Source organism: Streptomyces sp. NBC_00028 (assembly GCF_045041065.1).
Taxonomy (GTDB): Bacteria; Actinomycetota; Actinomycetes; order Streptomycetales; family Streptomycetaceae; genus Streptomyces.
In genome coordinates this window covers 816336-837992 of record NZ_CP108293.1, presented here as the reverse complement: position 1 = coordinate 837992, position 21657 = coordinate 816336, and the positions used below count along the sequence as shown (strand labels likewise).

The 21657-nt window shown below is 70.7% G+C and carries 18 protein-coding genes; 11 read left to right on the top strand and 7 right to left on the bottom strand.

Features of this window, described 5'->3' with window-relative positions; genetic code table 11:
• The first annotated feature begins 91 nt into the window (after positions 1-91).
• Complete coding sequence (locus OG885_RS03685; protein WP_329331850.1) at positions 92-451, top strand: metalloregulator ArsR/SmtB family transcription factor; 360 nt, start codon at positions 92-94, stop codon at positions 449-451.
• 10 nt (positions 452-461) lie between these two features.
• Here OG885_RS03685 and ppk2 read toward each other — a convergent pair whose 3' ends face one another.
• Both ppk2 and OG885_RS03675 read right to left on the bottom strand, forming a co-directional pair.
• A complete protein-coding gene (gene ppk2, locus OG885_RS03680; protein WP_405725870.1) occupies positions 462-1265 on the bottom strand; it encodes a polyphosphate kinase 2 in 804 nt (267 codons plus the stop codon).
• Between the two features lie 123 nt (positions 1266-1388).
• The gene (locus tag OG885_RS03675; protein WP_405725867.1) at positions 1389-2330 is read right to left on the bottom strand and encodes a hypothetical protein; all 942 of its coding nucleotides are present in this window, start codon (positions 2328-2330) and stop codon (positions 1389-1391) included.
• A gap of 200 nt (positions 2331-2530) precedes the next feature.
• Between OG885_RS03675 and OG885_RS03670 the strand changes: the two genes are divergently transcribed.
• Positions 2531-3469: a hydrolase gene (locus tag OG885_RS03670; RefSeq protein WP_405725865.1), complete on the top strand. Its 939-nt coding sequence runs from the start codon at positions 2531-2533 to the stop codon at positions 3467-3469.
• Positions 3470-3536: 67 nt separating this feature from the next.
• Here OG885_RS03670 and OG885_RS03665 read toward each other — a convergent pair whose 3' ends face one another.
• On the bottom strand, positions 3537-4265 hold the full coding sequence (locus OG885_RS03665; protein ID WP_399964272.1) for a carbonic anhydrase: 729 nt from the start codon (positions 4263-4265) through the stop codon (positions 3537-3539).
• Positions 4266-4514: 249 nt separating this feature from the next.
• On the opposite strand from OG885_RS03665, the gene OG885_RS03660 reads away from it, so the two are divergent.
• Both OG885_RS03660 and OG885_RS03655 read left to right on the top strand, forming a co-directional pair.
• Positions 4515-5174 carry a YceI family protein gene (locus OG885_RS03660; protein WP_405725861.1) on the top strand — a complete coding sequence of 220 codons (660 nt, stop codon included), beginning with the start codon at positions 4515-4517 and terminating at the stop codon, positions 5172-5174.
• Positions 5175-5248: 74 nt separating this feature from the next.
• On the top strand, positions 5249-5701 hold the full coding sequence (locus OG885_RS03655) for a GNAT family N-acetyltransferase (RefSeq protein ID WP_405725858.1): 453 nt from the start codon (positions 5249-5251) through the stop codon (positions 5699-5701).
• A 5-nt stretch (positions 5702-5706) separates the two neighbouring features.
• On the opposite strand, the gene OG885_RS03650 is transcribed toward OG885_RS03655, so the two are convergent.
• The 3 genes from OG885_RS03650 to OG885_RS03640 form a co-directional block, all read right to left on the bottom strand.
• Entirely contained in the window at positions 5707-6843 is a 1137-nt protein-coding gene (locus tag OG885_RS03650; protein WP_405725855.1) for an ARPP-2 domain-containing protein, read from the bottom strand.
• Entirely contained in the window at positions 6840-8294 is a 1455-nt protein-coding gene (locus tag OG885_RS03645; protein ID WP_405725852.1) for a hypothetical protein, read from the bottom strand. The genes OG885_RS03650 and OG885_RS03645 overlap by 4 nt, the downstream gene beginning before the upstream one ends.
• Positions 8295-8471: 177 nt before the next feature.
• Positions 8472-9179, bottom strand: a complete 708-nt coding sequence (locus OG885_RS03640) for a DinB family protein (RefSeq protein WP_405725849.1) — start codon at positions 9177-9179, stop codon at positions 8472-8474.
• A 369-nt stretch (positions 9180-9548) separates the two neighbouring features.
• Here OG885_RS03640 and OG885_RS03635 point away from each other — a divergent pair, with 369 nt between their 5' ends.
• From OG885_RS03635 to OG885_RS03615, 5 genes are all read left to right on the top strand, one after another.
• Entirely contained in the window at positions 9549-10100 is a 552-nt protein-coding gene (locus OG885_RS03635) for an FABP family protein (RefSeq protein WP_405725846.1), read from the top strand.
• Positions 10101-10195: 95 nt separating this feature from the next.
• Positions 10196-10648 carry a hypothetical protein gene (locus tag OG885_RS03630; RefSeq protein WP_405725843.1) on the top strand — a complete coding sequence of 151 codons (453 nt, stop codon included), beginning with the start codon at positions 10196-10198 and terminating at the stop codon, positions 10646-10648.
• 267 nt (positions 10649-10915) lie between these two features.
• A complete protein-coding gene (locus OG885_RS03625) occupies positions 10916-16117 on the top strand; it encodes a family 43 glycosylhydrolase (protein ID WP_405725840.1) in 5202 nt (1733 codons plus the stop codon).
• Positions 16118-16194: 77 nt separating this feature from the next.
• Entirely contained in the window at positions 16195-16872 is a 678-nt protein-coding gene (locus tag OG885_RS03620; protein WP_405725837.1) for a haloacid dehalogenase type II, read from the top strand.
• A gap of 42 nt (positions 16873-16914) precedes the next feature.
• On the top strand, positions 16915-17982 hold the full coding sequence (locus tag OG885_RS03615) for a P1 family peptidase (protein WP_405725834.1): 1068 nt from the start codon (positions 16915-16917) through the stop codon (positions 17980-17982).
• Positions 17983-17998: 16 nt separating this feature from the next.
• On the opposite strand, the gene OG885_RS03610 is transcribed toward OG885_RS03615, so the two are convergent.
• Positions 17999-18568 carry a phosphoribosylanthranilate isomerase gene (locus tag OG885_RS03610; protein ID WP_405725831.1) on the bottom strand — a complete coding sequence of 190 codons (570 nt, stop codon included), beginning with the start codon at positions 18566-18568 and terminating at the stop codon, positions 17999-18001.
• 192 nt (positions 18569-18760) lie between these two features.
• Here OG885_RS03610 and OG885_RS03605 point away from each other — a divergent pair, with 192 nt between their 5' ends.
• Positions 18761-20221, top strand: a complete 1461-nt coding sequence (locus OG885_RS03605; protein WP_405725828.1) for a hypothetical protein — start codon at positions 18761-18763, stop codon at positions 20219-20221.
• 60 nt (positions 20222-20281) lie between these two features.
• Complete coding sequence (locus OG885_RS03600; RefSeq protein WP_405725825.1) at positions 20282-21562, top strand: hypothetical protein; 1281 nt, start codon at positions 20282-20284, stop codon at positions 21560-21562.
• The last annotated feature ends 95 nt before the right edge of the window (positions 21563-21657 follow it).

Genomic DNA, 21657 nt, shown 5'->3' with positions numbered 1-21657 from the left:
TCCGAGGGCGGCCTGTGGTGCGGCGGCGCCCCCTCAGGTGCCGTCGCACCCCGGCAGCCGCAGTCCCTCAGCCGACAAGGAGCGAGCATCCATGCAGGCCCCCCTCTACCAGGTCAAGGCGGAGTTCTTCCGCATGCTCGGCCACCCCGTGCGGATCAGGGTGCTGGAGCTCCTTCAGCACGGACCGGTGTCCGTACGGGACCTGCTGGCCGACATCGAGATCGAACCGTCCAGCCTCTCCCAGCAACTGGCGGTGCTGCGACGCTCCGGCATCGTCGTGTCCATGCGGGAAGGCTCCACCGTCCGCTACGCCCTCGCCGGCGGCGACGTCGCCGAACTGCTGCGCGCCGCCCGCCGGATCCTCACCGAGCTGCTCGCCGGCCAGAACGAGCTCCTCGCCGAACTCCGGCAGGCGGACGCCCCCGCCGAACCCCTGCGCACCAGCGGATGACCCGCGGGGATCAGAGGCTCGCCGTGTGGTCCGGGACGTAGGTCTGGAGATCACGCGGCGTACGAACATAACCGGTGGACGCCGGGCGCTCCGGGAGCTCCAGGACCGGCGGCGGGACCTCCTGGTACGGCACGGAGGCCAGCAGATGGGCGATCATGTTCAGCCGCGCCCGCTTCTTGTCGTCGCTCTCGACGATGAACCACGGTGCCTCGGTGATGTCGGTGTGCACCATCATCTCGTCCTTGGCCCGGGAGTACTCCTCCCAGCGGCTGAGCGACTCCAGGTCCATCGGGGACAGCTTCCAGCGGCGCAGCGGGTCGTCGAGGCGGCGCCGGAAACGGTCCTGCTGCTCGACGTCGCTCACCGAGAACCAGTACTTGCGCAGCAGGATCCCGTCCTCCACCAGCATCCGCTCGAAGATCGGGCACTGGCGCAGGAACAGCTGGTACTCCTCCTGGGTGCAGAACCCCATCACACGCTCCACGCCGGCCCGGTTGTACCAGGACCGGTCGAACAGCACGATCTCTCCGGCGGCCGGGAGATGTTCGACGTACCGCTGGAAGTACCACTGCGTCCGCTCCCGCTCGGTCGGCTTCGGCAGGGCCGCGATCCGTGCGACGCGGGGGTTGAGATGCTCGGAGACCCGCTTGATCGTGCCGCCCTTGCCGGCCGCGTCCCGCCCCTCGAAGACGACGACCAGCCGCGCGCCCTCCGCCCGCACCCACTCCTGGAGCTTCACCAACTCGGTCTGCAACCTGAGCAGTTCACCCTCATAGACCTTCCGCCCCAGCTTCTCCTTCGCCTTACCGGCCATGCCGTCCACCCACTTCTTCGCATACGTGGTCGAGTCCCCGTGTCGGCACAGTACTGGCCGATCAGCGTGGGAACGGGCAGGCCGGTGCCGACGCCACGCGCGTGCGCGAGGGGTGCGGGCGCGCTAGGAGTCGGACCAGCGGGACGGGTGGCCGGAAGGGGACGTCGTGAGCCAGGTTCCGTCTCCGAGGGGGTGCAGGTCGTAGGCGTGCTCCGCGTGGGCGTCGAACGGCGTCGGGGTGCCGTCGGAGCGTAGGTCGACACGGTAGTGGCTAAACCACTCCTCCTCGTCCTCGGTCTCGCCGACGAGGGTGACGACGACGGTGTCCTGGGTCAGATAGCCGCCGCTCCATTCCACGAAGGTCTCGTCCGAGTCGTGTCCGAAGGCCTCGACGCGGAGGGTGAGCGTCGGCCGGCCGTCCGGGTAGGTGTGGAGGGAGACGTCACCCTGGTCGTGGTCCACCGTCATGAACCCGCTGCCGTCGGGGGACAGGGCGATGAGACACCGGTCGATCCAGGGGTAGCGGACGAGGTCGAGCCGGTCGCCGGTGAGGGTCGCGCGGTGGATGGCCGAGCCGTCCTGCCCTTCTCCGACATCGAGGAGGACCGCGTCGCCCGCCGGGTGCAGAAGGTGCTCGCCGCCGTGCCCGACGGTCTCCAGCTCCGCCTCCGCGAGCACCGCTCCGGTCCCGGCGTCCAGGGCGACCCAACGGTCGGGCCCGCGGCCCGCCATGGCGTCAGGCCGGTACACCCACATCGTCCGGCCGTCCGTCGACAGCGCGCAGCTCGGCCGGTGCCCGTACCGCTGTTCTGACCGCGGCTCGAACACCGACCGCCAGACCTCGGTCCCCTCCGGTGTCACGCAGACGACCGCGTGGAGCGTCGTGTAGTAGGCGCGTCGGAGATCGGCGGCAGCGGTGTGTCCCACGACGTCGTCCCCGTCGACCGGCCGAAAGGTCATGACGGGGGCCAGGACGCCGGTGGTGTCGACGGCCAGGTCGTAGGCGTGGACACGTCCGTCGACGAGCCGCGTGATGATCCGGGCGGGGGAGGGAGACTGAGCCATGCCCGGGAGCGTAGTGCCCCGGTCGATCTTCCAGCGGGGTAAGAGATCGACATGAACCCCCGGCAGGCCCTGCCGCCCTTCTGGATCTTGTGTGTAGCGTCCCGCCTGTGTCGAGCGGTGGGCGTCCCAACTGCCGCTCTACGCGCGAAGATCCGGCATCCGCACCGCCTCCCGTCCCCCCACTCATGGAGGTTCCTCGCATGCTCGTCCTGGGCAAGTCCCGCCACAGACTCACCACCGCCGTCACCGTGTTCGGCCTGCTGGCCACCGGCGCCGCCGTCCAGGCGGTCACGGTGACCCCGGCCGCCGCGGCCACCCCCCACCGCGTCCTGTTCGACAACGCCCACGCCGAGACGGCCGGCAACGCCGACTGGATCATCTCCACCAGCCAGCCCGACCCGCTGGGCCAGGACGCCTCACCGTCCGCCGAGACCGACTGGACCGGCGCCCTGTCGTCCTGGGGCGTCGCCCTTCAACAGACCGGCGACTACTCGCTGGACACGCTGCCGTCGGGGTCGAGCCTCACCTACGGCGGCACCTCGGCCACCGACCTGTCGAAATTCGACACGCTGGTGCTGCCGGAGCCCAACACGCTGTTCACGACCGCCGAGAAGACGGCGATCATGAACTTCGTGAAGAACGGCGGCGGTCTGTTCATGATCTCCGACCACACCGGTGCCGACCGCAACAACGACGGCGAGGACGCGGTCGAGATCCTCAACGACCTGATGACCAACAACAGCGTCGACTCCACCGACCCGTTCGGCTTCTCCATCGACTCCCTCAGCATCAGCTCCGACTACCCGAGCGCGATCAGCGACAGCAGCAACGCGGTCCTGCACGGCTCCTTCGGCACGGTCACCAAGAGCCTGATCGCGAGCGGCACGACGGCCACGCTCAAGCCCGCCGACAACTCCTCGGTCAAGGGCCTGCTCTACCGCACCGGTTACTCCGGCAACACCGGCGCGTTCTTCGCCACCAGCACCTTCGGCAGCGGCAAGGTCGCCTTCTGGGGCGACAGCTCACCCATCGACGACGGCACGGGCCAGTCGGGCAACACGCTCTACGACGGCTGGAACGACTCCGGCGCCACCAACGCCGCCCTCGCCCTCAACGCCACCGAATGGCTCTCGTCATGAGCTGAGCCGACAGCGCGGTGACGCGGTGGGCGGCCCCGGGACACCGACCCGGGGCCGCCCTCGTGCGTCAGCTGTCGACGCGATGCACGCGCTGGCTGCTCAGCTCGTAACGCGCGCCCACGATGGCCAGTTGTCCGCCCGTCACCTTCGCCGCGAGGTCGGGCTCGGCCGCCAGACGCGCGCGGACCGCGCGGACGTTGGCGTCGATCGTCGCGTCGATACGCGCGGCGCCGTCCTTCGTGTGATCGATGTTCGGTCGTATCTGGTCGGCCAAGTACTGGATGTGCGCGGGTAGTTGCTCACCCGACTCCTCGGCCTCCACCGCCGCCCGCACCGCGCCGCACGACTGGTGCCCGAGGACGAGGACCAGCGGTATCGCCAGTTCGAGCACCCCGTACGCGATGCTGCCGAGCACGGCCTCGTCCAGGACCTCGCCGGCGCTGCGCACGGTCATCAGGTCGCCGAGCCCCTGGTCGAAGACCAGCTCGGGAGGGACCCGGGAGTCGATGCAGCCGAGGACGACCGCGAAGGGGTGCTGGCCGGAGACGAGGGCCTGACGGGTGGCCGGTGTCTCGTCCGGGTGCTGCTCGTGGAAGGTGCGCCAGCGGCGGTTGCCCGCGGCCAGTTCGCGCAGTGCCGCGTCGGGTGTGTCGGGGCGAGGGTGCGACCTCGGGGAGGCGGCGGACGCCGGGGACGCGGCGAGGGTGAGGCCGGTGCCGAGAGCTGCGGCGCCGGTCAGTCCGGCCCGCAGGAACGTACGGCGGACGGGTCTGTCGGGGGTGGCTTGAGAGTTCACGGAGAGGAACGTATGTCCGACTCCGGCCGTGATCCGTCCCGTTGCCAACAGCAGGGCAAAACAGGGGAGAAGCATGACCTTCACCGAGGTTCCTGTGCACTGCATGCGGGACAACCTGTCGCCTCTTACCCCCGGTTGGGTCATCGGACGCCCGCGCCTTGGGGGAGTTGGATGGGGAACCTGTGGAGTTTTCGTCCACCGCCCATGCGGGCTTGCCACGCCAACTCCCGTGCAGTAATCAGGTGAATCATGAACTTGTTCAGCCGTGGCACTCCGTTCCGCCGAGCGGAGCCCACAGTCACCCCCCACGCTCCCACCGGCAGTCCGGGCGCCCCCACCGCCCTGCTCCCGGACCCCGCCCTGGCCGGCCTGACCGGTGAGTGGGTCATCGACCCGGCGCACAGCAGGATCGGTTTTTCGGTACGGCACGCCATGGTGACCACCGTGCGCGGCGCGTTCGCGGAGTACCAGAGCCGGCTCTACTTCGACGGGCGTGACCCGTCCCGCTCGCAGGCCGAGATCACGATCTCCACGGCCAGCGTCGACACGGGCGTGGAGCAACGGGACGCGCACCTGGTGGGCCGTGACTTCTTCGACTCGGCGAACCATCCGCGGATGCGTTTCAAGAGCACCGCGGTGGAACCCCTTGGCAACGATGTCTACCGGATGGCCGGTGACCTCACCATCAAGGCCACCACCCGCCCCGTCGACCTCGAGCTCACCTACATCGGCCAGGTCACCGACCCCTTCGGCTACCAGCGCGCGGGCTTCGACGGCACCACGACGATCGACCGCACCGAATGGGGCCTGAACTACAGCTCCAGGCTGGCCGAGGGCGGGGCCATGGTCAGCGAGAAGGTGCGCCTCCAGTTCGACATCGCGGCGATCCGTACGGCTCCCATCGGCTGAGACCCGATCGCGGCCATCCGCCCGGCTCCGGTGGGCCGACAGCCCTCTCCCGCCGCGGCGATAACATCATGATCATGGCGGACTGGGAACTCCGAGCGGCATCGACGGCGGATCTCGAATCGATCGTCGAGATCCGTGCCGTCGTCATGAGGGCGGACCTCGAGCGGCTCGGGCGATACGACGAACACCGGGTACGGCAGCGGCTGCGTGACGCGTACCAGCCGGAGCACACCTGGGTCATCGAGGTGGCCGGTGCCCTGGTGGGGTGTGTGGCGCTGCGGCCGGCCGCTGACGCCTACTGGCTGGAGCACTTCCTCCTCGCCCCGGACCTCCAGGGCCGGGGCATCGGCTCGGCCGTCCTGAGCAGCCTGCTGGAACGCCCAGACCGGGAGGGTGCCCTGACCCGGCTGAACGTGTTGCAGGGCAGCGCGGCCCGCAGGCTCTACGAGCGGCACGGCTTCGTGCTGGAGTCCGAGGACGAGGTGGACGTGTACATGGTCCGCACCCCGGCGAACCGCACGCCCTGACCCGGTCAGCGACGCTGGCGCAGCAGATGGCCGAAACCGGCGGTCTCCAGACGCAGGGCGAGCGCGGCGCTGTCGATGCCGAACTCTGCGGCCGTGTCCGCGAGATGCCAGTCGTGCGCGGCGAGACGGCTGAGCAGGAAACCGCGCCGGACCTGGGTCTCGGAGAGCCGGAAGGTCTTGAGGTAGACGGTCCGGCCGTGCTCGTCGACGATCGCCTCGCCGATGTGGTTGTCCTGCTTGGGACGGAACTCGGGCAGGAACCGGCAGAGCGTGAAACGTCCCATGCGCCGCACCGGCTGCCAGACGCTCTCCTGCTCCACCAGACCGGCCGCCATGGTCGTGTCGTGGAACTCCGCCCAGCGGTCCGTCTGCTCCGCGGCGGCCGCCCGCAGCTCGCCCAGCGACCGGACACCGGTGCCGGCGATGTGCGCCCGGAAGTCCGACACCGGCGGCATCAGCGTCGCGTAGTGGTGCACCAGATCGCCGTACAGGTCCTGGACCAGCGTCGGATGCAGCGTCCGGTAGTCCTCCGGATGCGGCACCACGAACGCGGCGGCCAGCGCGTCGGCCAGGTAGACGAGCACACCGCACTGGCCGGGGTGGATCTCGAAGACGCTCAGCGCGTCGGCCAGCCCCGGCACCTGTAGTCCCAGGTAGGCGGCCTCGACGCGCGGCGAGAGACCCTGCCGTACGGCCTGCCGCGACCACTCCTCCCAGGCGATGGTGGGACCGCCGAAGTGCAGGGCGAGATAGCCCTCCAGCGCGAGGTGCAGCGGCAGGAACCGCTGCCGCCGCCGGGCCTCCTGACGTGCCATCCGCCGATGGAAGTGCAGCCCGACCGCCGCCACCGGCTCCTGCCCGGGCCGCCCCTCGGCGAGCTGGGTGCCGTAGGCGGCGGCGGGGGAGCCGTCCCCGCTCCACTCGGCGACGAAGCTGTGCGGGATGTAGGAGCAGTAACTGCCCTTGCGGCCCAGGTCGACCACGCCGGGACCGGGATGGATCCGCGGGTGCAGCCGCAGGTCCTCCACCGGCTCGGCCCGCACGAGCGGCACCAGCCGCACCGCGCCCCACACCTGCGAGGGACGCGTCCGCAGTCCGTCGAACAGGTCGGCGGGGGCATGGACTTTGCTGTACGACGTCATCGCGCACCCCCGGCCGCGGCCCGCTGTCCCGGCGCGGCGGTGAGCCGCTCCGCGCGGGCGTCCAGGTAGGCCGTCAGCTCGGCCAGCCCGGTCCGCCCCTCGGCGAACTGCGCGATCTCGACGAGCGCCGGCAGATCCTCCGCGTCCCGCACACCCGCGGTCGGCACACTCGGGGCGAGCCGTCGTACGTCGAAGTCGTCCGCGTCGTAGACCGGGTTGAGGTGGACCGCACTGGTGCGGCGCTCCGGGTCGAGGCGGGTGCGCCAGACGCGGAGCACCTCGGCGGCGAGCCCGGGCGGGGCGTTGTCCCAGCCGTCGGAGACGATGACCAGCCGGTCCGGGGCCGTCTCGAGCGCGTCGAGGATCCGCTCGCCCAGCGGGGTCGGACCCACGGGATGCGCGAGCAGCGCGTCACGGCGGCCGGAGGTCCACAGTCCGGTGTAGCTGTCGGCGAGCGCTTCGAGGAGGTAGTGGCAGGCGAGGGCGACCGCCAGCGGCCGGCGCCGCTTCACCCCTGAGCCGTAGGAGGAGAAGCTGTCGTCCAGTACGGCCGTCACCCGGCCCCATGTCCCCCGGTGCGCGCCCGCCACCCGCACGGCGGCCGCCCGCAGCGCGCCGGTGAGTTCCTCGCGCCGCTCGACCCGCTCCGCGGCGGGCAGGGACAGCACATAGCCGGCGAGCCGCGTCAGCGGCATCCGCGCCAGGTCGGCCCTGACCGAGTCCGCGACCCCTCGTCGCTCGGCCGTCTCCTGGAGCCGCAGAGTCTCGAGACGCGTCAGCCGGGGCGCGATCCGCTCCAAGAAGGCGCCACGCGCGATGCCGTGCTTGGCGGCGAAGCCCTCGGCGACGGTGTACGGCAGCTCGTAGAGGGCCGCCTGTTCGTAGTGCGCCCGGCGCCAGGTCTCCAGGATCGGGGTGTCGTAGTGGGCGCGGCTCAGCGGCGCGAACAGGAACGTGCCGAGCTCCCCGTCGCCCGGCGACAGATGCGCGTGCCGCAGGGCCTGCTTGAGGCCACTGCGGTACTTGACCGCGTCGAAGGCCAGATCGGGACGGGCGGCCAGCCAGTCGCGCAGCAGCGCGCGCGTACGGCGGTTGTTCACCCCGGCGCGGCGCAGCGCGCGGAAGAGCCCGTAGACCCGCTGGGGCGGCAGCAGCGCCAACCGCCCCGCGATCAGCCGGCCTTCACCGCGACGCTGCTCCACGGTGGCCTCGGCGGAGGTCTCCAGCAGCCGGCGGACGATCAGCGCGGCGTTGTGGTCGTTGATGTCGAGCGCCAGCACTCCGGCGTACAGATCGCGGTAGTTGCCGAGCATGTACGCGTGCAGGAAGTCGAGCGAGAGCCGCTGCGTGCCAGCGTCGGTGTGGAACTCGCGCTGCCCGGTCGCGGTGATCGCCGCGTTGACGAAGAGCAGTACGTCGTCGGCCGCGACGAGATCCCCGTACGACTCCATGCCTTTTGCCCGCCCCCCTCGGTACCGGATGCCGGCCGGGGAATGGGGGCACGAGCTGCGAATCATTGCTGTACAGGCAGGTTCCGGAAGTCGCACCGAAGTCCCGCGGCCGGCGCTGGGACGCTAACACGCCGCCGAGCTGCGGCTCCACGGCATTTCCCCGGCCGTCGGCTGTGGTCAGAAGCGTGCCCGCCACAGGTCCCTCAGCAGCGCGATCTCGGCCATGTGGTGGATGAACTCGAGGTTGGCCCCCGACAGCACGCCGATGTACGGCTCGTCGGCATCGGAGCCGTAGGGGTACTGGGAGAAACCGACCGTGTCGAGCTGCTCCTCCGTCATCCGGCCCACGCTGTCGCGCCAGCGGTCGATCACCGGCCAGAACCGCTCAAGGGTCACGGCGGCCGAAGGCGAGAAGTCGACCATCTGCTTCGGATCCTGTCGCCGCTCGCCGAAGGCCCACTCCCACGCGCCCGCGAACTCGAAATGCAGATGCCCGAGGCGCCACGCGATGGTGGTGACCGGCGTCCTGTCGGGCTCCAGTGGGCCCGTGTGGTCGAGGATCTCCTGGACCCGCTCCACGCTGACGCTCCAGTCGTCGGCGATCTTCTCGACGGACATGCCCGAGGCGACCTGTCGGCCGACCTCCTCGTACTCGTTCGCCGGGATGTCCGGCGCGCCCAGGTCGAGCACCCAGTCACCCGGCCCGAACGCCCTCGGCGTCACCGCCTCGCCGCGACGCCGCAGCGACCAGCAGTCGGGTACGGGCTCCCACAGGTACTCCTCGTCGCCGAGGCCGATGAGCCGGACCTGGGCCATCTCCCTGGCGCGGTCGAACTGGTCGAGCAGCAGACCGAAGCGGTCGGTGGGTGAGCCGGGCGTGTCCATGGGGTTCCCCTCGCGGTCGTGTGTCGCGTCCCAGGTGCGCGGGCGGAGCCTATGGGCTCGGCTTCCGGCCGGGCGAGTGAATTAGCGGCTGCGGAAGTGAGGTTGTGGCGGCGCGGCTGGGCCGTGTCCGCGAAGTCCCGCCTGCCGGGAGCCGCCATGCACGCTCCCCCACTGCCTTGAGGGCGTGGGAGGTGCCCCCACTCGCCGCACCGGGCACGAACCCACGGACAACCAGTACGCGGGTTCGTGGCCGGCACGCCGAGAGCACGCACCTGACGCCGCCCGGCCCGCCCGCCGGGCGGACGACGGGACTTCGCGGACACGACCTAGGCTTCTCCCGCCACCGGCCCGACTTCGAGGAGCACCGCCGTGTCCCACCCCGCCGCACCCCCGTACCCGTACCGCGAAGCCCACGGGCCGGACGAGGCACCCGTACCGCACGCCCTGCTCAAGCCGGTGCTCGGCCTTCTCGGCACGTGGCGCGGCCGGGGCCGCGGGGGATACCCGACCCTCGACGGGGACTTCGCCTACGCGCAGGAGGTCACCTTCAGCCACGACGGCCGGCCCTTCCTCCACTACGAGGCGCGGGCCTGGCTGATCGACGCGGACGACACGCCGCTGCGCCCGGCGGCCCGCGAGAGCGGCTGGTGGCGGCTCCAGCCCGACGGCCGGGTGGAGGCGCTGATCACCCAGCCCACCGGTATCGCGGAGATCGCCGTCGGCCGGGCCACGGAGAACACCGTCGACCTGTCCACCCACCAAGTGGCCCTCACCCCGACGGCCAAGGAGGTCGAGGCCACCCGCCGCCGCTACACCCTCACCGACGAGGACACGCTCACGTTCGTCCACGATCTCGCGGCGGTCGGGCAGCCGTTGCAGCACCATCTCTCGGCGGAACTGCGGCGCGGGAGCCAGGGCTGACCGCTGCCCGCGAAGGGTTCACCGCGGTGGGCGGCCGGGATACAGTCCCCCGACCGGATTCCGGCACAGCACGGTTCACCACGGGGAGAGCAGCCATGACCAGTACCGACGACGGTTCCTACGAGGGTTTCACGGCCGAGGAGCGGGCCGCGATGAAGGATCACGCGCGGGAGATGAAGACGGCCGCGCGGCGGCGTTCGAACGCGGACAAGGCGGCGGAGGCCGAGCGGGACGTGCTCGCGAAGATCGCCGAGATGGCGGACTCGGACCGGGTGATGGCCGAGCGGGTGCACGCCGTTGTCGTCGCCGCCGCACCGGCCCTCGCGCCCAAGCTCTGGTACGGCATGCCGGCCTACGCGCTGGACGGCAAGGTCGTCTGCTTCTTCCAGAGCGCGGAGAAGTTCAAGGCGCGGTACGCGACGCTCGGCTTCAGTGATCTGGCCCAGTTGGACGAGGGCACGATGTGGGCGGCCGGGTTCGCCCTGACCGAGGTGACGGCCGAGGTGGAGGAACGGATCGGCGCGCTCGTGAAGCGCGCGGTGGGCTGAGGCCGTAGGAGGGGACGCGGGCCCGCCAGGGCCCGCGTCAACACGGCTGGGAGCTCCGAGCGTTGACCACCCGCGACCCTGTTTGTTCGGCCTGTCGGACATTGTTCGAAACCTCTTGACGCTGCCCCACCAGCCGATTGACACTCTCGCAACACGACGTCATCCAGCCGAAACGTCAGGGCGCCCTTGGCCGAGGCGTCCGTTCCCGGCTGACTCCCGTTTGCCCTCCCCTCCCCCGTCAGCCATGCCTCAGCAGGGAAACCCCACATGACGCACCTCGCACGTCCGCGTACCCGCGCGAGACGCTGGGCGGGCCGCCTCGCGGGCCTGACCGCCGTGTCGCTGCTCCTGGGCCTCGCCGCCCCCGTCACCTCCGCGACCGCGGCGACCGAGGCCGAAACCGCGGACGTCACCGACGGCCTGGCCCTCTGGTACAAGCTCGACGCCGCCTCCGGCTCCACTGTCACCGACGCCTCCGGCAACGGCCGCGACGGCACGGTCAGCGGCACCGCCGACTGGTCCGGCACCGGCCAGGGCCTCGCCTTCAACGGCTCCGACACCTACGTCAAGGTCCCGAACGACGTCATGAAGGGCATGACCTCGATCACCGTCTCGACGGACGTGCTGATCGATGCGGCGCAGACCACGCCGTACTTCATCTACGGCTTCGGCAACTCCAGCGGGAGCAACGGGAACGGCTACCTGTTCACCACCGGCAACTCCCTGCGCACCTCGATCGCGACCGGCAACTGGTCGACGGAGCAGACCACCAAGCCCTCGGACGCGCACAACCTGACCCGCGCGGTGTGGAAGCACCTCACCTACACGCAGACCGGCTCGACGGCCGTGCTGTACGAGGACGGTGTCGAGGTCGGCCGCAACACCGCGGTGACCATCACCCCCGGCGCCATCGGCTCCGGCACCACCACCGCCAACTACATAGGCAAGTCCGTCTACTCGGGCGACAAGCTCTTCAAGGGCCGCGTCCGGGACTTCCGGGTCTACGACCGTGCTCTGGACGCCTCCGAGGTCGAGCGGCTCTCGCTCCCCGTGGCCACCCAGGGCGTCGCCGACGACAAGGCGGCCCTCGACCTCGGCGACACCGGCGCCGTCACCGCCGACCTGGACCTGCCGAAGACCGGCACGGCGGGCGGCTCCACGATCAGCTGGGCCAGCGACAACACCGCGGCCGTCTCCGACACCGGCAAGGTGACCCGCCCCGCCGCCGGCGAACCCAACGCCCACGCCACGCTCACCGCGACGCTGAAGAAGGGCACGGTGACCGACACCAGGACCTTCGAGGTCACGGTCCTGCCCGACTTCGACGACCAGTCGGCGACCGAACAGGCCGCCGAGGCGCTCACCGTCCACAACCTGGACGACGTACGCGGCAACCTCACCCTCCCCGCGGCCGGCGACTACGGCACCAAGGTCGCCTGGACCTCGGCGAGTTCGGACGTGATCACCGACGACGGAGCCGTCCACCGGCCCGCGCACGGCGACGGCGCCACCACCGTCGAACTGACCGCCACCGTCACCAAGGGCGACGCCAGGACGACCCGCACCTTCACCGCGAAGGTCCCCGAACTCCCGAAGCAGGAAGCCCTCAAGGGCTATATGTTCAGCTACTTCACCGGCGAGGGCACCTCGGACGGCGAACAGCTCTACTCCGCCCTCAGCAAGGGCGACGACCCGCTGAAGTGGCGGGAACTGAACGACGGCAAGCCGGTCCTGACCTCCACACTCGGCGAGAAGGGCCTGCGCGACCCGTTCATCATCCGCTCCCCCGAGGGCGACAAGTTCTACCAGATCGCCACCGACCTGCGGATCTACGGCAACGGCGACTGGGACGCCGCCCAGCGCAGCGGCAGCAAGTCCATCATGGTCTGGGAGTCCACCGACCTCGTCCACTGGACGAACCAGCGCCTGGTGAAGGTCTCCCCGGACAGCGCCGGCAACACCTGGGCACCGGAGGCCTTCTACGACGCCGCGCTCGGCGAGTACGTGGTCTTCTGGGCCTCGAAGCTGTACGACAACGAGGCGCACTCGGGCGACACGTACAACCGCATGATGTACGCCACCACCCGCGACTTCTACACCTTCAGCGAGCCCAAGGTCTGGGTCGACCGCGGCTACTCGGTCATCGACTCCACGATGATCCAGCACGACGGCACCTACTACCGCCTCTCGAAGGACGAGCGGAACAACACCTCCTCCACCCCCAACAGCAAGTTCATCTTCGAGGAGAAGAGCGACTCGATCCTCGGTTCGTGGAGCGCGGTGGCCGAGGGCATCGGCAAGGGCGCGATGAACGCCGCCGAGGGGCCGCTGGTGTTCAAGTCGAACACCGAGGAGAAGTGGTACGCGTTCCTCGACGAGTTCGGCGGACGCGGCTACATCCCCTTCGAGACGACCGACCTCGACTCCGGAGTCTGGACCCCGGTCGCCGACTACGACCTGCCGTCCAAGCCGCGCCACGGCACGGTCCTGCCGGTCACCCAGGCCGAGTACGACCGCCTGCTGCGCGCCTACCAGCCCGACCAGCTGGTGGAGAGCGTCGAGGACATCCAGGTGAAGACCAGGACCGGTGAGGCCCCGGTCCTGCCGGCCACCGTCATCGCCACCTACGCCGACGGCGTCAAGCGCCCCGTCGCCGTCGACTGGGAGGACGTCCCGGCTTCCAAGTACGCGCAGCCCGGCACCTTCACGGTCACCGGCAGCCTGCCCGACGGCGCCGCACTCCCGGTCCAGGCCGAGGTCACCGTCTCGGCGGAGGGCCCGGACGTCCCCGCGGACCTGCTCCTGGAGTACGGCTTCGACGAGACCGGCGGCAACATCGCCCGCGACGCCAGCGGCCACGGCTACCACGGCACCTACGCCCGAACTCCCGCCTTCGGCACCGGAGTCGACGGCGGCTCGTTCAAGATGTCCGGCGACTCCAGCACCTCCCCGTACGTGAAGATCCCCAACGGGGTGCTGAAGAACGCCGACAGCGTGACCGTGTCGACGTACGCCAAGTGGCAGGGCGGGGCAAGCTTCCAGTGGCTGTTCGGGCTCGGCCCCGACAGTGACAAGTACCTGTTCGCCACCCCGTCCAACGGCGGCTCCAGCCTCTACTCGGCCATCACCAAGGCGAGTTGGTCCGCCGAGTCGAAGCTGACGGCCGGCTCCCAGCTCACCCCCGGCGAGTGGCGGCACGTCACCGTCACGCTCGACGGCACGACCGGTCTCATGGTCCTCTACGTCGACGGCGTCGAGGCCGCCCGCACCACGACCGGCATCAAGCCGTCCGAACTGTACGACGCCAACAAGGACTACAGCGGCTACATCGGCCGCTCCCTGTACTCGGCCGACCCCTACTTCGCCGGCGAGGTCGACGACTTCCGCATCTACGACCGCGCTTTGTCGGCCGCGGAGGTCATGGAGCTCAGCGGCAACACCGCGGGCATCGCCAAGGCCACGCAGCCGGATCTGAAGGTCGACGCGATCATCGACAACGCCGACAGCAAGATCACCCTGCCGTTGAAGGAAGGCACCGATCTCACCTCGCTGGCCCCGGAGTTCACCCTCGCCCACGGCGCGGCGATCAGCCCCGCCTCCGGCAGCGTCCAGGACTTCACCCAGCCGGTGACCTACGAAGTGACGGGCTCCGACGGCAAGAAGCGCACCTGGACGGTGTCGGCGCTCGTCATGAAGAGCCCGGTCCTGCCCGGCCTCAACGCCGACCCGAACATCGTCCGCTTCGGCGACACCTTCTACCTCTACCCGACCACCGACGGCTTCGACGGCTGGAGCGGCACGCAGTTCAAGGCGTACTCCTCCACCGACCTGGTCCACTGGAAGGACCACGGCGTCATCCTCGACCTCGGCCCCGACGTCTCCTGGGCGGACAGCCGCGCCTGGGCGCCGACCATCGCCGAGAAGGACGGCAAGTACTACTTCTACTTCTGCGCCGACGCCAACATCGGTGTCGCGGTGTCCGACTCGCCGACCGGCCCGTTCAAGGACGCCCTCGGCCAACCCCTGCTGAAGGCAGGCCAGTTCAGCGGCCAGATGATCGACCCGGCCGTGTTCACCGACGACGACGGGACCTCGTACCTCTACTGGGGCAACGGCCATGCCTACGTCGCTCCGCTGAACGCCGACATGGTCTCGATCGACACCGCGAAGATGAAGGACATCACCCCCAGCGGCTACAACGAGGGCTCCTTCGTCGTCAAGCGCAAGGGCACCTATTACCTCATGTGGTCGGAGAACGACACCCGGGACGAGAACTACCGGGTCGCCTACGCCACCGGCCCCTCGCCCGCCGGCCCGTGGACCAAGCGCGGAGTGATCCTGGAGAAGGACCTCTCGCTCGGCATCAAGGGCCCCGGCCACCACTCCGTCGTCCACGTCCCGAACACGGACGACTGGTACATCGCCTACCACCGCTTCGCCATCCCCGGCGGTGACGGCACGCACCGTGAAACCACCGTGGACAAGCTGGAGTTCGACGCGGACGGCCTGATCAAGAAGGTCGTTCCGACGCTCACCAGCATCGACCCGGTCACCATCGTGCACGCCGGTCCGGACGCCGAGGGCGCCGAGGGCAGCGCGATCGCCCTCAACGGCACCCTCTCCGGGGCCGGCAGCCCGAAGTGGTCGGTCGAGGACGGCGCGCCCTGCACCTTCGCCGACCAGGCGGCGGCGCGGACCACCCTCACCTGCACCGACGACGGCACCTACACCGTCACCCTGACCGGTGGCCGCAGCAGCGACACCGCCACCGTGAAGGTCGCCAACGCGGCACCGGCCATCACCTCCGCCACCGGACCCAAGTCCCCGGTGTCGGTGGGCAGGACCGCCGTCGTCACCGCCGCCTTCACCGACCCGGGCACCTCCGACACCCACACCTGCACCGTCGACTGGAAGGACGGCAGCGCACCCGGGGTCGGCAAGGTCACCGCCACCGGCTGCCGGGCCGAGCACACCTACACCAAGGCCGGCATCCGCCGCCCGGTGGTCACCGTCACGGACGACGACAACGCCTCGGACGCCACGACCCTGCCCGAGCTGATCGTCTACGACCGCTCGGCCGGCCCCGCCTTCGGCACCGGCGTCTTCACCTCCCCGGCCGGCGCCTACCCCGCCCGCCCGGACCTGTCCGGCAAGGCCGCCTTCTCCTTCGTCGCCCTGTACGAGAAGGGGGCCACCGTTCCGACCGGCAAGGCGTCCTTCGACTTCGGCGCGGCCAGGCTGAAGTTCCGCTCGACGGGCTCCGACTGGCTCGTGGTCACCGGCTCCCGGGCCGTCTACCAGGGATCCGGCACGATCGACGGCAAGGGTGGATACGGGTTCCGGATCACCGCGACCCCGGACACGTTCCGCGTCAGTATCTGGAAGAAGGCGGGCGGCGACATCGTTTACGACAACGCCACCAGCCCGAAGCTGACCGGCATCATCACCATCGGCGTCGCCCGACGGTGAGCCGGGCACCGGGCGGCGCGGGCACCGACAAGGGCCCGCGCCGCCCGCCGTACCCCACCGTTCAGGAGGCCCCGTCCATGGCAGCGCTGGAGATCGACGCCCTCGTGTTCGACGTGCTCGGAACCCTCGTCGACGAACCGGCGGGGCTCCGCGCCGGCATCCGCGCGCTCGATCCCTCGCTCGACGAGACCAGGGTCGAGGAGCTCCTCGCGTTGTGGCAACAGCACGTCGAGCGCGAGCAGCGCCGCGTCGTGGACGGGGCAAGGGCTTATGTCACCAGCGAGGTCATCGACCGGGAAGCGGCGCAGCTGGTCGCCGACGCGGTCGATGGCGACGCCACCGCGCTCGCCCTGTCGGCCCGCCGGCTCCCGCCGTGGCCCGACACCGTGGCAGGGCTCGCCCGCCTCGCCGAACGGTTCCCCCTGATCGGCCTGTCCAACGCGAGCCGCACGGCCCTGCTGGGGCTCAACGCCCACGCCGGACTGCGCTGGCACCAGGCCCTGTCCGCCGAGGACGCCGGGACCTACAAACCGGATCCGGCCGTCTACCGGCTGGCCGTCACCGTCTCCGGGCTGCCGCCGGAGCGGCTGCTGATGGTCGCCTCCCATGCCTGGGACCTGCGCGGAGCCCAGCGCCTCGGCCTGCGCACCGCGTACGTCGCCCGCCCGGTCGGCGACCCGCCCGCGCCCGAGGACCGGTTCGACCTGTACGCCGACGACCTGACCGACCTGGCCGACCGGCTCGACAAGTCGTAGACCCGGCGGAGGTGACGACGCCCCGGACGTAGGGTGCCCCTCATGAGCGCACCCGCCCCGGATCCGTCCCCCTCACCCACCGCCCCCAGGGCCCGGGACATCGGCCTGGGCGTCGGCGATCTGCCCACCGGGCCGTACAACGCGCTCACCGATGTGCCGGGCATCCGGGTGGGGCACACCACGCTGATCGATCCGCCGCGCGTGCACAGCGGAGTCACCGCGATCGTGCCCGACGGGGTGAGCCCAGCCCGCCCGTTGCCCGCCGGGGTGTTCGTGGGCAACGGCTACGGCAAGCTGCTGGGCGGTACACAGGTGTCCGAACTCGGCGCCCTGGAGACGCCGGTGCTGCTCACGTCGACGCTCTCGGCGTTCCGGGTCGCCGACGCCCTGGTCGGCTGGACGCTGGACCGGCCGGGGAACGAGGGCGTGCGGAGCGTGAACCCGGTGGTGGGGGAGTGCAACGACGGGCTGCTGTCCGACATCCGCTCCCGCCCGGTCCGCGAGGAACACGTCCGGGCCGCCCTGGAAGGCGCGTCCGGCGGGCCGGTGGCCGAGGGATGCGTCGGCGCGGGGACGGGCACAGCCGCGCTGGGCTTCAAGGCCGGTGTCGGCACCTCGTCACGGAGGCTGGTACTGGGAGGAGGTGAGGTGACGCTGGGCGTGTTGGTGCAGGCCAACTTCGGTGGCACGCTCAGGATTTCGGGCCGTACGGTAACCCCCGTCGATGTGGGTCTGCCCGACCCGGACGCCGGTCCCGACCGCGGTTCCTGCATGGTCGTGGCCGCCACCGACGCACCGCTCGACGCCCGTCAGCTGACCCGGGTGGCCCACCGAGCGGTCTACGCGCTGGCCCGGGTCGGCGCCGGGTACGGTCACGGCAGCGGGGACTACGGTCTCGCCTTCGGCACCCGCCCCCTGGGCGAGGCCGCCGGTCCGGCCGTACTGCCCGACGACCTGCTTGACCCCCTCTTCGTCGCCGTGCTCGACGCCGTGGAGGAGGCCGTCCTCAACTCCCTGCTGACGGCCACCACGACCACCGGCCCGCACGGGCGCACGCGTCACCCGCTGCCCGCGGGGCCCTTGCTCGACCTGCTGGCGCGAGCGGGCTGAACCGTCCCGCGCGGGGTCAGCGCGAGCGGGCCGCGGCGATGAAGGCGGCCATCTTCTCCCGGCTCTTGACGCCCGGCGCGGTCTCGACACTGCTGGAGACGTCCACCCCGTACGGGGCGAACGCGTCGATCACGCCCGCCACGTTGTCCTCGTCGAGGCCGCCGGCGATCACGACCCGGCCGGGTACGTCCCTGACCCACTCGGGGATGTCCGCGAAGACGCCGCTGCCGGTGCTGGCGTCGTAGAAGAAGTACTGCAGGGCCTCGGGGCGCTCGGGCGGGGCGCCGGACGCGAGGGCGAGGTTGGGGATGTCGACCATCTCGTACACCTGGATCGTGTCGAAGTGCTCGGCGACGGCGGTCGTCTCGGCGTGGGCCAGGGCCACGGCGAACGACGGAATCCGTCCGCGCGCGTGGGCGGCGAGTTCCACGGCCCGCTCCGGCGGGCAGTAGCGCTTGCTCTTGGGCGTCACCACGATCCCGATGGCGTCGTATCCCAGCTCGATGGCCCAGTCGATCTGCTGTTTCTGGGTGAGTCCGCACACCTTCACGAACCCACCGGACCCCGTCGCCCGCCGCCCGCTCATCCCGTCTCCTTCTCGCCCATGTCACGAACCTGTGCTCACCGTATGCGTCGGCCGACCTGGTGGTTCCCGCACCCCGGCGGACAGAGGCGGCGGGGGACGTGTTGAGACGCCCTTTCGTGTGACAGTCCGACGGAACGTTTCCGTCCCCCGAGCCGCAGATCTACACTCGCCGCGACACACGGGGGTGGGGGCATGCGCAGAGTGCGGAAGGACCCCGAGGAACTGCGTGGAGACGTCTTCGGGCGGGCGCGCATGACCCTGGTCGCCGGGGTGCTGGCGTGGGTCGTACGGTCCTATGGGCTCGGTGACTGGCCGGACGGCTGGCCGTACGTGGAGTTGGACGTGCCGGACCGGTTCTTTCCGACGATGACGGCGGTTATCGGACTCGTGGGGCTGGGCTTCCTCGCCGGGACGGCGGTCGCCGTCGCGCAATGGCGCACCGCGCGCCGATACGAGCGCTGGGCCCGGGACCCCGAACTGGCCGCGCTGGTACCGCCGGAGGCGAGACACGACTCGGTGCGCCGCTCCGGACGGCTGAGCGTGCGGGCCGGCTACTACACGGTGGGCGCCTTCCTGGGCTCCTGGGTCGCCATGATCCTCGCCGCGCTGGCCTTCTACGGTGTGCTCGTCCTGCTGGGCGAGACACCGACGCAGGAGGACGACAGCCGGCTCGGAAAGATCTACACGGGCGTGTTCCTGGCGCTGTTCGCCGCGGCCTGTCTGGTGCCCGCCGTCGCCCTGTTCCGCCGCTGGTACAGCTCCCGCACGGTCGAGCGTCTCTCGGAGGACCCGAACCTCGTCGGACTCACCCTCTCCCACCCGGCGTTGGTGTCCCCCCGCCGAGCCTCCGCCATCCCCTCCCTGGACGTCAGGTTCCAGCCGCCGATCCCGGGCCGCTACGCGGAACTCCATCAGGTCACCCGGGAGAAGAACGTGATCGACCGGCAGCCCTGGCGGATCGCCTACCTCCGCCTCTTCGACAACGAACCGCGCGTCCGGGACTTCATGCGCGGCGCCTGGCGGGAGTTCGGGTACGTCCATCTGATCCGCAGCGCCGCCTCGGTGTCCCCCGCGGAGCTGCGCAAGGCGCACCGGCTGGGGACCGCCAAGATGTTCATCAACACCCGGGCCCGGATGTCCGAGGAGCTCTACCACCAGCCCGTCCACCCCTTGCCCCGGGGCCGCCACCGACTCGTGGGTGCCGCACGGGGCGCGGTACCGGTCAAGGACGCTTACGGCAGCTATCCAATCCGTGCGCTGCTGTGCCACGGCGGCTTCTGGAAGTCGGCGGTGGACACGCTGCTGACCCACGTGGACCTGGTGGTCATCGATCTGTCCGGCTACCGACGGGAGAACGAGGGCACCCGGTTCGAACTGCAGCGGGTCATCGACCGCGTACCCGTCCATCGCTTCGTACTGCTCACCGACGCGTCGGGCGACCGGGCCTTTCTGGAGGCGCAGATCCGGGAAGCGTGGTCGCACATGGCGCACGGCTCTCCGAACGCCGGTTCCGGGTCGCGCCGGATCGTCGTGGCGCAGACCAGCGACCACGGCCGCTACTGGAGCGTCCGCCTGGGCCTCGACGTCGCAGCGCAGACCCGTCCGCTGCTCGTCCACCTCCACAACCGGCTGACCAGGGCCGAGTCGCGTTGAGCTGACGGCATTGTCAGTGGCCGTCCGTAGGGTGGTGGGCACACCACGCGGGAGGTAGCGATGCGCAGGCCGGTCGAGGGCGAAGTGTTCGTTCACTACGGTCAGATCTATGTCGAGAGCGACCCGGACACGGTCGGCCCGGATCTCGACGAGGCGTTCGCCGGACAGAGCGGCGGACTGTGCGGCGCCGCGACCCCGGGCTCGCTGTGGCTGACGACCGGGCTGCACACGGGCGATGTCGGCTTCACCGTCGAGGTCCACGAGGAGCCGCCGCCGCTGGACCCGCAGTGGGAGGACGTGGTGGAGGTGTCCTTCCGGCCGGCCTCGGCGGAGAGCCAACTGGTGCAGTGGGCGGGCGAGGACATGTGGGAACTGCACCTGGAGGTGACCGACTACCGGGTGCGCTACTGCGCCAGGGGCATGGACGAGGCGAACAGGAAGGACACCCGGCTGGACTCCGAGCCGCAACTGGACTGCTATCTGTTGCAGTTCTGGCCCGCCCCGCCGGAGGCCGACCGCATACTCAAGCAGACGTCGAAGATCGCCGCCTATTGGCACGGTTTCGCCCGTGAGCAACCGCCGCCGCCCACCCCCGCCGAGCGCGCCGAGGCCGAACTCCGCGAGCGGCTGGAGAAGGAGCGGGCCGAGCGGGAGCACCAGCTGGCTTACGAACGCTGGGAGTGGGGCGGGCAGTTGCCCAGCGAGGCGCTGCGCGCCGTCCAGGGGAACGTCTCGGGTCTGGTGCGCTTCGACCCGTCCCTGGTCCACGCCATCGACGCCGCCGGTCCTGAAGTCCAGCGCACGGTGGCGGTGTTGGCGGCTCGGCGGGCGTGCGAGCTGTCCGGTCTCACCGCCCTCGGCTGGGTGGCCGACGGTCTGGCCGCCCTGGAGGAACGGCGCCCGCTGCCGCCGCCCTTCGACGACTGGGACCGCATGTGGCGGACCCTGTCCGACGACCCGCACGCCCCGGACGGGACGGTGGGTGAGGCCGTACCGCCCGAGCGGCCCCCGTTCCAGCCGCCCACGGAGCGACCGGGGGTGCAGACCTGGTCGGAACCTCAGGTGATCGGCCCCGCCACCGCCGTCATAGCAGAAGTGCCGAAGCGTCGGGCCGGAGCCGGGTCGGCCACCATGGCTGTCACGATCGGCGCCCCGGAACGCTCCCAGCGGATCTCCCAGCCGCACATGGCACTCCCCGCGGTGACCGGAGCCGGGGAGGCGGACCCTCTCCGGGCCGCACTCGACGCGGTGTTCGCGGGCGTGGTCACCTACGGCGAGGACTATCCGAGGCTCCTGGAGGAAGTCCGTTCAGTACTGCCCCCGGTCGACCCCGCGCCATAGACCCTGTGCGGTCGCCGCCGGGCGGCTCAGCCGGGCCGCCGGACCGGAGCGCTGCTGCGCCCCTCGCGGCGCCCGCTGAGCTCGGCGTCCAGCGT

Coding starts and splice junctions, on each gene's coding strand:
- OG885_RS03685 (WP_329331850.1), top strand. CDS start 92: ATGCAGGCCCCCCTCTACCAGGTCAAGGCGGAGTTCTTCCGCATGCTC.
- OG885_RS03655 (WP_405725858.1), top strand. CDS start 5,249: ATGGCGGACTGGGAACTCCGAGCGGCATCGACGGCGGATCTCGAATCG.
- OG885_RS03605 (WP_405725828.1), top strand. CDS start 18,761: ATGCGCAGAGTGCGGAAGGACCCCGAGGAACTGCGTGGAGACGTCTTC.
- OG885_RS03610 (WP_405725831.1), bottom strand. CDS start 18,568: ATGAGCGGGCGGCGGGCGACGGGGTCCGGTGGGTTCGTGAAGGTGTGC.
- OG885_RS03640 (WP_405725849.1), bottom strand. CDS start 9,179: ATGGACACGCCCGGCTCACCCACCGACCGCTTCGGTCTGCTGCTCGAC.
- OG885_RS03625 (WP_405725840.1), top strand. CDS start 10,916: ATGACGCACCTCGCACGTCCGCGTACCCGCGCGAGACGCTGGGCGGGC.
- OG885_RS03650 (WP_405725855.1), bottom strand. CDS start 6,843: ATGACGTCGTACAGCAAAGTCCATGCCCCCGCCGACCTGTTCGACGGA.
- ppk2 (WP_405725870.1), bottom strand. CDS start 1,265: ATGGCCGGTAAGGCGAAGGAGAAGCTGGGGCGGAAGGTCTATGAGGGT.
- OG885_RS03675 (WP_405725867.1), bottom strand. CDS start 2,330: ATGGCTCAGTCTCCCTCCCCCGCCCGGATCATCACGCGGCTCGTCGAC.
- OG885_RS03600 (WP_405725825.1), top strand. CDS start 20,282: ATGCGCAGGCCGGTCGAGGGCGAAGTGTTCGTTCACTACGGTCAGATC.
- OG885_RS03615 (WP_405725834.1), top strand. CDS start 16,915: ATGAGCGCACCCGCCCCGGATCCGTCCCCCTCACCCACCGCCCCCAGG.
- OG885_RS03660 (WP_405725861.1), top strand. CDS start 4,515: ATGAACTTGTTCAGCCGTGGCACTCCGTTCCGCCGAGCGGAGCCCACA.
- OG885_RS03620 (WP_405725837.1), top strand. CDS start 16,195: ATGGCAGCGCTGGAGATCGACGCCCTCGTGTTCGACGTGCTCGGAACC.
- OG885_RS03670 (WP_405725865.1), top strand. CDS start 2,531: ATGCTCGTCCTGGGCAAGTCCCGCCACAGACTCACCACCGCCGTCACC.
- OG885_RS03645 (WP_405725852.1), bottom strand. CDS start 8,294: ATGGAGTCGTACGGGGATCTCGTCGCGGCCGACGACGTACTGCTCTTC.
- OG885_RS03630 (WP_405725843.1), top strand. CDS start 10,196: ATGACCAGTACCGACGACGGTTCCTACGAGGGTTTCACGGCCGAGGAG.